The 14,062-nt window shown below is 47.9% G+C and carries 12 protein-coding genes; 5 read left to right on the forward strand and 7 right to left on the reverse strand.

Annotation, left to right across the window (positions count from 1 at the left end; all coding sequences use genetic code 11):
- Positions 1-32 precede the first annotated feature (32 nt).
- Complete coding sequence (locus tag ACX1DY_RS19030; protein ID WP_458965775.1) at positions 33-632, reverse strand: nitroreductase family protein; 600 nt, start codon at positions 630-632, stop codon at positions 33-35.
- Positions 633-884: 252 nt separating this feature from the next.
- On the opposite strand from ACX1DY_RS19030, the gene ACX1DY_RS19035 reads away from it, so the two are divergent.
- Complete coding sequence (locus ACX1DY_RS19035; RefSeq protein WP_458965928.1) at positions 885-2,288, forward strand: metallophosphoesterase; 1,404 nt, start codon at positions 885-887, stop codon at positions 2,286-2,288.
- A 113-nt stretch (positions 2,289-2,401) separates the two neighbouring features.
- Here the strand turns inward: ACX1DY_RS19035 and ACX1DY_RS19040 are convergent, their stop codons facing one another.
- The 6 genes from ACX1DY_RS19040 to ACX1DY_RS19065 all read right to left on the reverse strand — a co-directional run bounded on the left by ACX1DY_RS19040 (position 2,402) and on the right by ACX1DY_RS19065 (position 9,354).
- A complete protein-coding gene (locus ACX1DY_RS19040; RefSeq protein ID WP_458965776.1) occupies positions 2,402-3,919 on the reverse strand; it encodes a copper amine oxidase N-terminal domain-containing protein in 1,518 nt (505 codons plus the stop codon).
- Between the two features lie 92 nt (positions 3,920-4,011).
- Positions 4,012-4,680, reverse strand: a complete 669-nt coding sequence (locus ACX1DY_RS19045; RefSeq protein ID WP_458965777.1) for a TraX family protein — start codon at positions 4,678-4,680, stop codon at positions 4,012-4,014.
- Positions 4,681-5,165: 485 nt separating this feature from the next.
- Complete coding sequence (locus tag ACX1DY_RS19050) at positions 5,166-6,266, reverse strand: GerAB/ArcD/ProY family transporter (protein ID WP_458965778.1); 1,101 nt, start codon at positions 6,264-6,266, stop codon at positions 5,166-5,168.
- A gap of 11 nt (positions 6,267-6,277) precedes the next feature.
- Positions 6,278-6,511, reverse strand: coding sequence for a hypothetical protein (locus ACX1DY_RS19055; protein WP_458965779.1), 234 nt, complete (start codon positions 6,509-6,511; stop codon positions 6,278-6,280).
- Positions 6,512-6,517: 6 nt separating this feature from the next.
- Positions 6,518-7,732, reverse strand: a complete 1,215-nt coding sequence (locus ACX1DY_RS19060) for a Ger(x)C family spore germination protein (protein ID WP_458965780.1) — start codon at positions 7,730-7,732, stop codon at positions 6,518-6,520.
- Complete coding sequence (locus ACX1DY_RS19065; RefSeq protein ID WP_458965781.1) at positions 7,729-9,354, reverse strand: spore germination protein; 1,626 nt, start codon at positions 9,352-9,354, stop codon at positions 7,729-7,731. Before ACX1DY_RS19065 ends, ACX1DY_RS19060 begins: the two co-directional genes overlap by 4 nt.
- A gap of 143 nt (positions 9,355-9,497) precedes the next feature.
- On the opposite strand from ACX1DY_RS19065, the gene ACX1DY_RS19070 reads away from it, so the two are divergent.
- The 4 genes from ACX1DY_RS19070 to ACX1DY_RS19085 all read left to right on the forward strand — a co-directional run bounded on the left by ACX1DY_RS19070 (position 9,498) and on the right by ACX1DY_RS19085 (position 13,976).
- The gene (locus ACX1DY_RS19070) at positions 9,498-10,604 is read left to right on the forward strand and encodes a GerAB/ArcD/ProY family transporter (protein ID WP_458965782.1); all 1,107 of its coding nucleotides are present in this window, start codon (positions 9,498-9,500) and stop codon (positions 10,602-10,604) included.
- Between the two features lie 243 nt (positions 10,605-10,847).
- Positions 10,848-11,540 carry a response regulator transcription factor gene (locus ACX1DY_RS19075; RefSeq protein ID WP_458965783.1) on the forward strand — a complete coding sequence of 231 codons (693 nt, stop codon included), beginning with the start codon at positions 10,848-10,850 and terminating at the stop codon, positions 11,538-11,540.
- A 4-nt stretch (positions 11,541-11,544) separates the two neighbouring features.
- Positions 11,545-12,594: a HAMP domain-containing sensor histidine kinase gene (locus ACX1DY_RS19080; protein ID WP_458965784.1), complete on the forward strand. Its 1,050-nt coding sequence runs from the start codon at positions 11,545-11,547 to the stop codon at positions 12,592-12,594.
- A 215-nt stretch (positions 12,595-12,809) separates the two neighbouring features.
- Complete coding sequence (locus ACX1DY_RS19085; RefSeq protein WP_458965785.1) at positions 12,810-13,976, forward strand: alpha/beta hydrolase; 1,167 nt, start codon at positions 12,810-12,812, stop codon at positions 13,974-13,976.
- Positions 13,977-14,062: the final 86 nt, after the last annotated feature.

Below are 14,062 nucleotides of genomic sequence, written 5' to 3' on the forward strand. Positions count from 1 at the left end.
GTCTCTTTTTGTGCTTGGCTTAATGAAGCTGCTTATTTAATAACCTTCACGCGGTCTTCAACCGGCTGGAATTCTTTATCGCCAGGAGCAGAAGCCGTCTTGCCGAAAGGCATTTGGGCGATCAGCTTCCAGTCAGCCGGAATGCCGAAGGTGGATTTCACTTCATCGTCAATCAGCGGGTTATAATGCTGCAGCGAAGCTCCAAGACCCTCTTCAGCGAACGCGGTCCATACAACGTGTTGCAGGATGCCGGAGGATTGGTTGGACCAGATCGGGAAGTTCTCGGCATACAGAGCAAAGCTCTCTTGCAGATGCTTCACAACAGCCTGATCCTCGAAGAACAATACAGTACCGTATCCGGCTTTGAAGGAGGCCAATTTCTGTGCAGTGCCTTCGAATTGTTCAGGCGCAACAATTTTACGCAACGTTTCTGTTGTAATATCCCATACCTTGTCATGCTTATCTCCAAGAAGTACTACCGCTCTGGAGCTTTGGGAGTTGAATGAAGTTGGGCTATGTAATACTGCCGCCTCTACGATCTCTTGAATCCGGGCATCGGAAATTGTGGACTCTTTGCTTAGTGCGTAGATGGAACGTCTGCCTTGTACGGCTTCCAGGAAACTTTTAGACATAATATAACTACCTCCATTTAATATAGTAACTTACTTTTTTAAATCTTAACACTTATATTCCATTAACACAATACCCATTCGCAATTTATTGTCGCTATCTTGAGAAGATTTATTCACTATCCACTATTTTCAATAATCACAATCCCATGTTTTTGAAACAGTTACTAACTTTTCGATATACAATCCTGCTGCAAATAAGCTACAATGATTCAGCAAATGTGCAGAAGAAAGGTGAAGATAACATTGCTGAAGATGAACGGCTTTTGGGAACGCGGAATATCAAGCGCACTGGCACTATCTACGCTGCTGACAGCAGCTATAATACTCGGAGGCTGCAAGGACGGCTCCCCTTCCCTATCCCCGAATACTGCAGCCGTAGAAGCGGAAGCAGCCGGATCAGATCCGGTATCGTTCTGGGTGGCTACAGATACCCACTATCTGGACAAAGGCCTGGAGGATGGCGGAGAAGCCTTCCAGACCTATGTAAACGGCGGTGACGGTAAAATCCTGCCCTACAGCGATGAGCTTATGGAAGCTCTCGTCTATGATGTGCAGCAAAAAAAGCCGAAATTCCTGATTCTCAGCGGGGACCTGACCAATAACGGCGAAGCAAGCAGCCATAAGAAGCTGGCAGAGAAGCTGAAGCGTGTCGAAGAAGCGGGAACCGATGTCTATGTCATTCCAGGCAATCATGACTTGAATAATCCCTGGGCAAGATCGTTCAAGGGTAACAAACAGGTCGTGACAGAGCACATCACCCCCACTGATTTTGCCGGCTTGTATGCCGATTTCGGCTTGAGTGAAGCCCTCTCCAGGGACAAGGACAGCCTTAGTTATTTCGTCAACGCCGCCCCGGGGCTATATCTCTTGATGATCGACAGCAGCCAATATGCCAACAACGAGAGCTACGGCTTCCCGCAGACGGACGGCCGCATCCTCCCTTCTACCCTTTCCTGGATGGATGAGTGCAAGAAGCTGGCGGCAGAGCAGCATGGTTCCATTATTACGGTCATGCACCACAATCTGCTCAGCCATACCTCCATGTCCGTTTCCGGCTTCAAGCTCAACAACAGTCAGGAAACGATGAAGACGCTGCGCAAGGACGGACTCAATCTGGTGCTGTCCGGCCATATCCACATGCAGGATATTGCGCATACCGGAGACTCGCGTAATTCGGACAGCTCTGCGGAAGCCCCGGTATATGATATTGCCACCAGCGCGATGGCCGTGAACCCGCACCAGTACGGAGCGATGACCTTTAGCCCCCTATCCCGGGAAGTAACCTACAATTCAACTTCGGTAGATGTGGAGGGCTGGGCCAAGGCAAATGAAATAACCGACCCCAATTTGCTCAACTTTAAAAAGTACGCGGAGGATACATTTGCGAAACAATCTGCAGGCAAGGCCATGAAACGCCTGCAGGACTCCACCTTCAGCGCCAGTGACAAAAAATCTATGGCCGAAGTTATGGCCAAGCTGAATGTGAAATACTTTGCGGGAACCGCCGCAGAATCTTTGGAGGAGATTACAGCTATGCCCGGCTACAAGCTGTGGGCGAGCATGGACGGCGGATTCATGTCCGGTTACATCCAGAGCATGGCTGCGGATAAAGAGTCCAGCAATGTGTCGCTTAAGATGGTTCTAACCAGGCAGTAGGCTGGCGATTCCTGATTTACATTGAGCAGTTCTATCTGCTTACCGAATATGCATGTACGGCAAAAAGCCGAAGCCTCTGTTTACGAGGTTTCGGCTTTTTGTTTATTTACTATTTAAGGACGGTCAATGTAAATGTAGCCATCCTTATCTTTTTCCACCTTGGCATGAAGCGCCTCTGCAAGCACACGAAGCGGCACATAAGCGTCTCCGTATTCGTCAACGAATACCGGCTGCGGGAGCTTCACCGCTTTGCCGTTAATCAGAGCCTGTGCAGAGCCGATTTTGAAGACCAGCTTATCGCCGTATACATCATCTGTAACATTGATGGCACGGTTCGCTCCATCCCACTCGACTACTGCGTCCAGGTCTTCCGCCAGATAGCGCAGCGGCACATAGGTTGTGCCCCCTTCGACAATCGGATAATAATAATCGTCATCCGGAGCGATGGTCAGGGACTTGCTGGTAATGCCAAAATCATTCTTAAGCAGATTATACACAGATGAGCCTTGCTCGAAGCTTCTCAGAGTCTGCCCTGGGGTAAGATTTGCTGTGGAGAGATCAAGCGCTCCAGCCGTGCTGATCGCGTCGGCAGTCACCGGACCGTTAACGTTCCAGGTCTGGGTCTCTACCTTGAAGGAGATGCTCTGAATCGGCAGATCCTCACTTGCAGGAAGCGCGACATTCAGCGCGACATTTTGCTTGCGCACATGGAAACCGCTGTCCACAAACAGATCAACATTCAGCTTCGTATCCTTGCTGAGGACTGTTTTCAGCTCAGGAGTTGATTTATAGAGGTTCTCAAGCTGCTTGTCGTAGACAAGAAGCAGAGCATCTACAGCCAATTTGGCTGCATCATGCGCTACAGTAACGACTCCTTCCTTGTCCTCCAGCGGAATTTCACCAAAGCCCAGATCGCTGAGTTCACTGGAATCTATGCCATTCGCCTTCAGAATCGGATAGAGATAATCATACAGGCCGCCGATAAGTGCGGTAAAACCTTCCGTATCCTTGGAGACAGCCTTCAGGAAGCTTTTCACCAGGGCAGGCATTTCATCACCCGTAATCTCCGTATGTAGCTTAGTCAGATTCAGTTGCTCGCCATATACAGATTCATTTACGGAAGCGACGCTGATCGCACCGGGATTCGGAAGATTCTTCACCACGAACTGTGTAAGGAGCTTGGAAATTTCCTTCGCTTTGTCCGGGTTGAGTCCTTCTACGCCCACAGTCTTTTCATAGTCTTGAACCGGGAAGTAAAATGGCTGTTTCGCTCCTTCAGCGGTAAAGACAACAGCCGTCTTGTCGATGAAGAAGTTAAACGGAATGGATACTTGCTTGTAGCCGATAGTACCGGTTGCGGAAATATTGCCGTTGTCCTGAAGCTTCATTTTGCTGATGTTCAGGGAGAAAGAATTGATGAGATCTACTACTTTCTGATCATCTGCGCTAATGCCTGCGGCAGGTACAGCTTTCAGCGACAATGTCGTGCTGGACTCAGACGACTTCACATCCAAATCTCCCAGCAGCGCCTTGTTGACGTCAAATCCGGCTACAGTCTGGCACCCTGCCAGAATCAGCAGCAGGGCGAGAATCGGGAGCAACCACTTTGTTCTTGATTTCATTTTCCTCATAGCATGTCTCCTCTAAGCTTATTTTGTAATATATATCCATCAACTCATATAGAGGAAGGATTGTTCTCATGCTGCCTGCTGGACTTGCGGAATTATAATAGAAATAAACTTCGCCAATCTATAGATACCCATTCCTGAAAAAAAAGAATCTTTACCGCGGCCAGCACCGCCAAATGTACCGGATAGAAGGACCACCAAATCCAGCGCGGCAATCTTCTTTTCTCCAAAAGCTTCCAGAATCCAGGAGCCGCTCCAATCAGTATTGTAGGCACTATACTGAATAGCTGCACGAACCAGCCATAGTAGAAAAGAAAGATGCCATTCAGCACAAAATGCGCGAGAATCAGCCAGTAGGAACGGGCATAGCGGAAGACCAGCACCAGCAGCAGGCCATAGGCGTTATAATCCAGCGGCAGGCGGTCCATGATCAGGAAAGCCACGATTACTACTGGAGCTCCGTACCAGGGATTGGGCAGCTTATCCAGTATAGCAAGCACTACAGCGGACAGCAATAAGGTGAACACCACATTCCAGCCGCCGGGATCAAGCGCCAAATTATAAGGAATCTGGGTGATCAGCGCAATCCACAGCAGCCGCCGCAAATATCTTGGCCTTGATGATGTATGTATATGCCCTTGCACCAGCGCGTAGCAGTAAATTGGAAAAGCAATTCTCCCCACATATCTCCAGGCAAGCTCTCCGGGGAAGAATATGTAGCCGATATGATCAATCAGCATGGTCAGCATTGCGATAATTTGCATTTGTGGCCTCCTGTTGATGATTATACTGCCGGATATCCTCTGCAATCGTTATCATTTTAATTGATTTAAACACATATATCGGCAAAACGCCCGGGCAAAATGAGACCTCACCCCAATAGCGCAAAGTCGTAGCAGGAATTTCCGTTTCCTGACTCAGCAAATAGCCTCCGTAAGCATGATTAAAACATTATAGCAGAGGTGTAAGCTTTTTTCTAAGAAAGTAATACAACAAGGACAATGTCCCCAGGATGAAGTGGAAAAAGGAAACCTACTTTGTGAGTTTACTTATTTTTTTGGTGTTTAGATGGAAAAAGGAAACTTAATCCTCCTTATTTCCCTCCATTTAGTGATTTTAGAAGGAAATAAGTGGACTTTTTCCACTAACCTACCTCGGGGGGGGGGCATTCAGCGGACTGAAGTGGAGCAGGCCATGCTTGGTGAATTTTCGTAAGGAATTGATGATTAAAACAGGGAGCGAATATGAGTTATGGCGTTTTTTTACGTACCAGTCTATTGCGTACCAAAGAGACCAGAAGCAGCAGTGCCGGGAACAGCAGCCCGGAGGTTGCCACATAGACCGGCCAAATCTTCCCGTCCCACTCAGCCTGGTAGATCATGTCAGGGTAAACAGAAATGCTCAGGATCACCGCGATGATCGCCAGCGGCACCACCAGCACCCGGTAATCGCTGACGCGCAAGACCCGTGCCAGTCCGGCTGCACCGGCATAGAAATACAGTGTCAGCTTGCAATACAAGGTGATGAACCAGATGGCGGCCATAAATACTTCGAGTCTGGTGATAAAACCGCCGACATTGAATTTTTTGGCCAGCACATAGCTTGGGTACATTTCGCTTGCCGCGCTATCCCCGATGACAAGCACTACTGTGGTTGTGAGGATGAGCAGAAAAACGTTGCCAAGTACTGACCCAATTATAAAAGCGCGGCCTGCCTTATCCTTGCTGCTAACCCTGGAAGGAAAGATCATCAGCAGAAAAATCAAGGGAAACGCCGAGTAGGAAGCGTACAGGATGCTTCCATGCATGATCCCGCTCCATGAGGTTGTGAGGACAGGCTGCAAGTTCTCAAGCCTCATCTCCGGGGTCAGCATAACAAGCAGAAACAGAAAGAGCCCGGCTACAACCGGAAAAAATATTTGTGCGGCCCGGCCCAGAGTCACGATCCCGAGCTGAACTCCGATGGCTGTAATGACTGTAAAGATCAAATTGAAGGCCAGCGCCGGCGTTTCCGGCATAATCTGTGTAACCAGGAATTGCCCCATATAATAAAGCACCTCAGGTAAGGAGATCAAAGCCGTTAACACCCAGAACAAAGAGAAGGCAGCACCCAGCCATCTGCCCAGCAGCTTCTCATTCAGGGCGACCCAGTCCAGGTCAGGATATTGCCCCGCAAGCTTGCAGTACAGTCCGATTAAAAGCGCAGCCATGCCCATCCCAACAAGAACAGACATCCAGGCATCCTGCCGGCTGTATTCAACCAGTGTGGATGGAATAACCAGTATCGTCGTTCCGATTGTGAACAGAGTAACCAGCAGCATAAACTGAAACGGTGTGATTTGTTCGGGCATCTCCTTCATGCTCACTGGACCAGGGAAAACACGGCATCGCTTACCGGCTTGTACATCACTAACAGCAAATCCAGCGGATTGGGTATCGACATTCGCAGGCTTTTGGCCACTCCCAAGCTAAATGCCACAAACATAAGGATGCAAAAGACCCACAGATCCCGCTTCTTGTCCTTCTTCGCAATAACCGGAATCTCAACAACCAGTATGACCGCAAAAATCACTACGATCACTGCCAAGTTCCACATCCTGACTCACTCCTTTTTCTTAAGCTCTGTAATGAACGAATTGCTCTCCGTCCCCGTTCTTCTGATCTTGATATCCACCTTGACCGTTACAGGCAGCTTGGGAAATTCCTCTTCCCAGCGATCCTCCACCTTGGCCCAGTAACGCGGATTCGAGCGGTGGATCGCCGAACCAAAACCCAATATGTCCGTCTTGTACTCCATCTGCAATTTGCGGATCATCCGCTCCACAAACAGGGTAACCTTCTTCTCTGCTTCACGCTCCAATTTGTAGATTGTTTCCGGTTTGGTCAAATCAATATCACATTGCACCTCACTGACGCTCTCTTCTTGCATAATCCGGACTTCAATCTGTGCTTTTCCATTCCGGACACTGCCCTTCACAGTCCCCTTAGACCGCACAATGTCGAGGCCGATATTTCCGCGTCCTCCATCCGGGCATGGCAGCCAGCCTAGTGTGCGTTTTACATTGTTCGTAACCAGGTTGTAGGCCTTGCTCTCATCTTCATTGAGCCATCCGATCAGCTTATCCTTGTTGAATATCCCGAGCGTAGACACTTTGATTTTGGTTCCGCCCGTAACCTGGTCGATATTGGACAGGAAGTTTCCCTTCTCCGCATCGCCAAGGATCTGGACTCCGGTCAGCACCGCATCCTTCCCTTTGGTTACAATGCTCGCAGCCAATTCATCCAAGAATACACCAGAGGATGGCGACCACTCCTTCTGGGAGATTTCAAGCGAACGGTATATCCGCTCGGCCGGCTCCTTTTCCAGTCTCGGCAATACGCTGAGCACCTGCTCCGCTTTGACATCCTTGGAGACAACAACATAGAAATCGGGACGCAATTGACGGTTTCTTTTGAAAAAATCGAGGATATACTGAATGCCGTCCCGTGCCACCTCCTCGCTGATCACGAGCACCCGTAAATGGGATAAATAAACACTCCGCGAGGCGACAGTGGTCATTCTACGGAATGCCTCGGCCACGGTAATCCCGCTTCCCTTGTAGATAACGGCAGCTGCTCCGCTCCCCGCTTTTTTGGCGGCTACCGCTTCCGGGATGACGAGTTGTGCCGACACTACATATTGCTGATCATCCTTTTTGTCGATACCGACTCCCAGGGTGATGCCCAGATCGTTCAGCTCATGGCGGCTCCAGCAGCCGGTCAGCAGTAGCGATGCGATAAGCATCACCGCCAGAAGCAGTCCTATTCTCCGGTTCATGATTTCCCCTCCTCCGGAGCTTTGGAATTGTCCGCCTTGTTAGCCTTACCCGCGTTATTCGCCTTACCCGCGTTGTCCGCCTTATCCGCGTTGTCCGCCTTATCCGCCTTGACTGCCGAATCGTTCTGAGCTGTACTGCTCTGCTGGCGGTAAAGATTGGTCGGGGCGAATAGATAGGGACGGTGAATCATTCTCCACCAAGGTGTGCGGACCAGATTATCTTCCTGGTCGGTCAGATTAAACGGAGCAAACGGGGCCATATAGGGAACGCCAAACGATTGCAGGTGGCACAGGTGAAGGACAATGTAAATCAACAGTACGAAAATGCCGAAGAGGCCAAAGGAGGCAGCCAGCCCCATGAAACAGAACCGCAGCATCCGGGTCGTGATGCTCATCTCGATGCTTGGAAAAATAAAACCGGCGATCGCAGTAATTGAAACGACGATAACCATTGCCGCCGAAACCAGCCCCGCTTCAACCGCAGCCTGGCCCAGCACCAGTGCGCCAACAATCGAAATGGCAGTGCCTACCGCTTTGGGCATCCGAATGCTCGCTTCCCGCAGCAGTTCAAACGTCACTTCCATACTCAGCGCTTCGACAAAGGCAGGAAACGGAATACCCTCGCGCTGCGCGGCCAGGCTGATCAGAAGCGGCGTGGGAATCATCTCCTGATGAAAGGTGGTGATGGCGATATAGAGCGCGGGAGCCAGCATTGAGATAAACAGCCCGATAAACCGCAGCATGCGGAATAAACCAAAGTCCGAGCCATGGTAATAATCTTCCGGGGACTGGAAGAACTGCGTGAACAGGGCGGGAACGATCAGCACAAACGGAGTGCCGTCGACCAGAATTGCCACTCTTCCTTCCAGCAGTGCAGACGCCACAACATCCGGCCGCTCGGTATTATAGACAGTGGGAAATGGCGACAGGCTTCTATCCTTGATCAGCTCCTCGATATAATTGCTTTCCAGAATGCCGTCAATATCAATCTTCTTTATCCTTTCCCTGACCATGGTTACGACCTTGTCCTCCGCGATTCCCTTGATAAACATCAAGGCGACAGTGGTTTTGGTGACACGGCCTACCCGTTTGGTCTCCATCCAGAGGTTAGGGTCCTTGATTTTTCGCCGGATTAAAGCAATGTTGGTGCCAATGGATTCATTAAATCCTTCCTGCGGCCCGCGGATTACACTTTGTGCTGTAGGCGACGATACCTGACGCTGCTCCGCTCCTGCCGTGTCAACGGCGATTCCCTCGGCCTGTCCGTCGATCCCGATAAAGGTATACCCCGACAGGATGGCCATGCTGAGCTCCTCCAGATCGGAGATGGTGATAATATCACCGATCGCAATGGCATATTTGTAGATCCACTCAGTGGTATACTCCATCAGGTTGTCCACCGCGGGTTCCGGCTCATACGTATACTCATGCTGATTCAGCTCGTTGATCAGCTTGGTGATGCGATCCTTCTGTGCAAGACCTTCCATAAAAACAACGGCGATTCGCACTTTTTCTGTACCAAGCCGGAACTGCCGGATGCGTAAGTCGGTGCTCCCACCCAGAGAAGAGCGAATTTGCTTCATATTGTGTACAAGCGAGTCGGTCAATGCAGTCTCGTTCATAAGCTGTGAATCTCTCCTCCGGCCCGTAAATTTATTGAACCTTCTCTGGCCCTACTACCGTCCGCGCTGGTTCCTGTGAATAATTTTTCCAGCCGCATTCAATAATATACCCGTATCCACTAGAACTCATGGAGTGAGGCACTATGCAGAATGAAAAGATCACAAACCGGCAATTTACCATATTGGTCGGTTTTTTTATAGTCGGCGACTCCATTCTGCTCGCTCCGGGATACCTGGTCGCGGAAGCCAAACAGGACGCCTGGATCAGCGGCTTGCTCGGCATGATAGCCGGCTGTCTGTTCGCTGTGCTTTATACAGCGCTGCACCGGAAGTTTCCTAAGCAAACGCTTGTACAATACAGTGAGAACCTGTTCGGAAAATGGGCCGGCAAGCTGATCTCCCTGATCTATCTCATCACACTGTTCATTTTCCCGTGTTTCATTGTGTGGGATTTAGGTGATTTTCTTATTACCTTCGTGATGGTGGAGACACCGATTGAGATCATTGGCATTATTTTTTTGCTGCTGGTCATTTCAGCCAGCCGGTTGGGTATCACCACCTTGGGGCGGGCGGCAGAAATCTTTTTCCCGTTTTTCGTGGTGTTGTTTCTGTTGCTCATTGCCTCTGTCAGTCTGGATATTCATCCGTTGAATCTTCAGCCGGTCATGGAAAAAGGAGTCCGTCCGCTAATCCGCTCGCTGATTCCCTTTATGGGTTATCCCTATCTGGAATTAAGCGCCTTTCTGATGCTGATGCACTCGGTGCAGAATCAGGCGGGGGTCAGGAAAAGCTTTATCATCGGAGTGTTGTTCGGAGGAATGGTTCTGGCTGTGCTGGCCTTGATGGCCGTGCTTGTCCTTGGAGTGGAGACAACCATGCACCGGATGTATCCAAGCTATCTGCTGGCCCAAAAAATCAATATAGCCGGCTTTTTCACACGAATGGAAATCCTAATCGCGTTTCTGTGGTTTGTTACGATTTTTTTCAAGCTGACGCTGATGTTCTATGTGGTTTGCACGGGTTTCGCCGAGCTGCTCGGGTTGAGCAATTACCGCTCTCTCTCCTTCCCGCTGGCCTCTTTAATGGAGTTGTTCTCATTCATCTTTGTCCCCACCACCAGTTATTTGCCTGTATTCGACCGTGCGGCATGGTGGGTGCAAATGGTGGTAGCCGGTCTGCTGGTGCCACTGCTCCTGCTGATTGCAGCAGGCTTCCGCAAACAGAGCGGCGGCAAGCCGCGGAAGACTTAACCGGTATCAGGCTGCAGGCGCCAAATTGTAATGAAACAGGGGGAAGCAGAGCAAACCACAGCAGCAGCCGCAAGTATCTCTGCCTCTAACACTCAGACCTCTCAAAAATCCCCGTCAATGCTGCTCCGAAACCAAGAACCATTATTATCCTTTCTTTCATACATTCATTTACATTTTGAGCATAACGCTATAGTATTGCATTAGTTGGCCGACAGTTTATTAAAGCAGTTGGGAGGTAGCAATATGCCTAAAACGATATTAGTTGTAGATGATGATGAAGATATCGTAAAACTTATCACAAAAAGTTTAAGGTGCGAGCAATTTGAAATACTTCCGGCATATTCCGGAAAAGAAGCCTTATCTGCGTTGGAAGAAAATCACATTGATTTCATCGTTCTTGATATAGTAATGCGTGAAATGGATGGGTTTGATGTCTGCCGAAGTATCCGAAAATCTAGTAATACCCCAATTCTGTTTTTAAGTGCGCGTGATAAAGATATTGACAAAATCGTTGGATTTGAAATAGGAGCTGACGATTATATGACTAAACCTTTCAGTATTCAGGAGCTTACCTCCAGGATAAAGGCCCACTTCAGAAAAGTTGACAGGCTGCTTAAAGAGTGGAATGAACTTAGTCCCAATTCCGAAAGGGCGGATTTTCCGCTCAAATTGAACGATAAGGCGTTTGAAGCCTTCCTGAATAACAGGAGGCTCGACTTATCAACGAAGGAATTTCAAATATTGTCCTTTCTTATGCGCCACCCCAATAATGTATTGACCCGTGAGCAGGTATATGAAAATGTCTGGGGAGACGAATACGGAGAAATAAATACCGTAACGGTTCATATAAAAAATATTCGTAAGAAACTTGGTCCTGAATATGACTATATTAAAACAATTTGGGGCATAGGATATAAATACACAGAAAGAGAGTAATAGTATGAAACTGAAAATAAAACTTCCCCTTATGTTCCTGATGATGTTTATAGTTTTTATGACTTCAATTGGAATATATCTGAAGCTTATCTTTGCAGCATATTCACCTATTCGAAGTTCATTGCTGAACCCGCAATATATAGGCTTACTTCTGCCCATATTTGCCATTGCCTGTTTCATATTTATTATTCTGATTATCTATATTCATTTTTGCATAGAAAAACCAATTCAGTTGCTGAATACCAGATTAGAAGAAGTAAATATTGTGCACACATTGCCTCCACTTGCGCTAAGGGGTAATGATGAAATCGGAGCCCTTTACAAACACTTTAATAATATGGAAGAAAGACTTCGACTTGCGCACAAAGAGCAAAACGATATGATTGCGGCAATTGCCCACGACTTAAAAACACCCTTAACATCTATTAACGGTTTTGCTGAACTGCTAAGTACGCACAAGGATCTACCAAAAACTGAAAAGCAGGAATATTACGAGTTGATTCAAAAGAAGTCGAAATATATGGTTGAACTCATCAATGACTTCTCCAGTTTCACCAAAGAAAAACTCGATTTAGAATCTATGATATTCAAACCTATAGATGTATCAAAATTATTCGAAAACATTGCCCAAGAATATGAATATGAGCTGAATGGACTTGACTATGAGCTTACTTGTCGTCATTCATTTGTAGGAAATATGTTGTCGATGGCCAATGAAACGATGATACGTCGGGTTTTCGGCAATCTCTTCAGTAATGCTGTAAGATATGGGGGGAAGAATGAATTACAAGTGTATATGACCGGATACCCACAAGGACGGTATGCCTACTTTCAAATTGAAGATAATGGAATTGGAGTGCCGGATAAGGATATATCTTCTCTATTCTTCAAATTTTTCACTGTGGATAAATCGCGGCAAATCCAGAACGGCGGAATGGGACTTGGTCTTGCAAGCTGTAAATCCATTATTGAACATTATGGTGGCGAAATTTATGCATATCGTTCCAAGTATGGAGGTTTGGGGATAAAGTTCAGCCTTCCCCTTGTGGTATAAAACTAATTTTTTTACCAATTTTCTTTATATCAAAGTTAAAGGCCGCTGCCAGCTGTGTGAACTGGTAGTGGTTTTTTTTAATTATCAGTGCTTCATAATTCTTTATACTCTCTTTACAAACATTTATTTTCTTTTTAGGGAAACTTTATCTTTGCAATGTAAAGTTTACTTGTAGTCGAAAAACACTACAATAAATCGAAAAGGAGAATATTGCAATGTCAATTGAATTCAGCCGTTGGCCCGATAACTACATGATGTCATATCAAGTCACAAAAGCTCTGGGTATGGCAAGCCTTGGTGCTACGGATGTCACCGAGATTTACGAAGCATGCAGAAAAATCGACCCAAATGATAAGGATACGTGGCATAGGGAATGGCTTATAACGGCTCAGGCACTGGAAAAGCACGGCAAGGAGTCCGAAGCCATAGGAAACTGGTATACAGCGCGAAACTGTTACATTCGCGCCTGTAATTACTACCGAATCGCGGAATATGCTGTGATGAGTGATGACACCGAGAAAATCCGTCTATTTAAGAAGGTAAATGAACTCTTCGAAGCTGCCGGAAAATACTTCGATGTTCCCCCGGAGAAGGTCCAAGTCGATTACGAAGATATCAAGCTGGATGGGTACTTCTTCTCCCCTCCCTGGATAAAAGGTCCGAAGCCGACAGTTTTCGCTCTCAACGGTGGCGACGAGTGGTCAATTGAGAACTATTTCTGGCTAGGTCCCGCCTTTATTTCGTGTGGATACAACTTTCTGGTCTATGACCAGCCTGGCACCGGCCTATCAATGTATGAAAAGGGAAAAGGGAGGAGAGCTGACAGCGAGGCTTTTCATTCACGAGCAATCGATTTTCTTTTAAAACGGCCGGAAGTCGATCCCGATAAAATCATCGTGCATGGTGAGAGCTTTGCGGCATACGACTCTCTGCGATTTGCTTCGTTCGATCACAGAATTGCTGCCGTCATCTCCGACGGCGGCACACACGCGTTCGACTGGGATGCAATGCTTAAATGGATGCCACCGAGTTTGGCTGCGCATGGCATGAGAATTCTGGGGGCAAAAAGTTTGGATGACTTTGCGGGCAATCCGCGTTTTGCCTACGATCTCGAGGGCGTACTCCACCAGATAGAATGCCCGCTTCTTGTGATGCACGGTGCGGAAGAGATACTGGTTCAGCCAAATCCGCTAACACAAGCCTTGAAGAATTACGAGCAGGCTGGCTCTAAACACAAGACGTTCTTCGCTATAGAGGATAGACGACTTGGCGGATTAGAACACTGTCAGGTTGACAACATCAATGTGTTGCACGAGGTCGTGTTGAACTGGCTCTGCTCGATCGGGCTTGGCCCAACTGCACCTCGCCCAAGTGATCGCTAGGACATCACTAAGTGAAACGGGCCATTAGTATCGAATTCACTCATTCATAGTTGAGAGCCACCAAATGCTAAAAAGAACCGCTCTGC

It is taken from the genome of Paenibacillus sp. BAC0078, assembly GCF_054483875.1.

Excerpts from the sequence above, each read along its gene's own strand:
- ACX1DY_RS19030 (WP_458965775.1), bottom strand. The coding sequence starts at position 632 with ATGTCTAAAAGTTTCCTGGAAGCCGTACAAGGCAGACGTTCCATCTAC.
- ACX1DY_RS19035 (WP_458965928.1), top strand. The coding sequence starts at position 885 with ATGAACGGCTTTTGGGAACGCGGAATATCAAGCGCACTGGCACTATCT.
- ACX1DY_RS19040 (WP_458965776.1), bottom strand. The coding sequence starts at position 3,919 with ATGAGGAAAATGAAATCAAGAACAAAGTGGTTGCTCCCGATTCTCGCC.
- ACX1DY_RS19045 (WP_458965777.1), bottom strand. The coding sequence starts at position 4,680 with ATGCAAATTATCGCAATGCTGACCATGCTGATTGATCATATCGGCTAC.
- ACX1DY_RS19050 (WP_458965778.1), bottom strand. The coding sequence starts at position 6,266 with ATGCCCGAACAAATCACACCGTTTCAGTTTATGCTGCTGGTTACTCTG.
- ACX1DY_RS19055 (WP_458965779.1), bottom strand. The coding sequence starts at position 6,511 with ATGTGGAACTTGGCAGTGATCGTAGTGATTTTTGCGGTCATACTGGTT.
- ACX1DY_RS19060 (WP_458965780.1), bottom strand. The coding sequence starts at position 7,732 with ATGAACCGGAGAATAGGACTGCTTCTGGCGGTGATGCTTATCGCATCG.
- ACX1DY_RS19065 (WP_458965781.1), bottom strand. The coding sequence starts at position 9,354 with ATGAACGAGACTGCATTGACCGACTCGCTTGTACACAATATGAAGCAA.
- ACX1DY_RS19070 (WP_458965782.1), top strand. The coding sequence starts at position 9,498 with ATGCAGAATGAAAAGATCACAAACCGGCAATTTACCATATTGGTCGGT.
- ACX1DY_RS19075 (WP_458965783.1), top strand. The coding sequence starts at position 10,848 with ATGCCTAAAACGATATTAGTTGTAGATGATGATGAAGATATCGTAAAA.
- ACX1DY_RS19080 (WP_458965784.1), top strand. The coding sequence starts at position 11,545 with ATGAAACTGAAAATAAAACTTCCCCTTATGTTCCTGATGATGTTTATA.
- ACX1DY_RS19085 (WP_458965785.1), top strand. The coding sequence starts at position 12,810 with ATGTCAATTGAATTCAGCCGTTGGCCCGATAACTACATGATGTCATAT.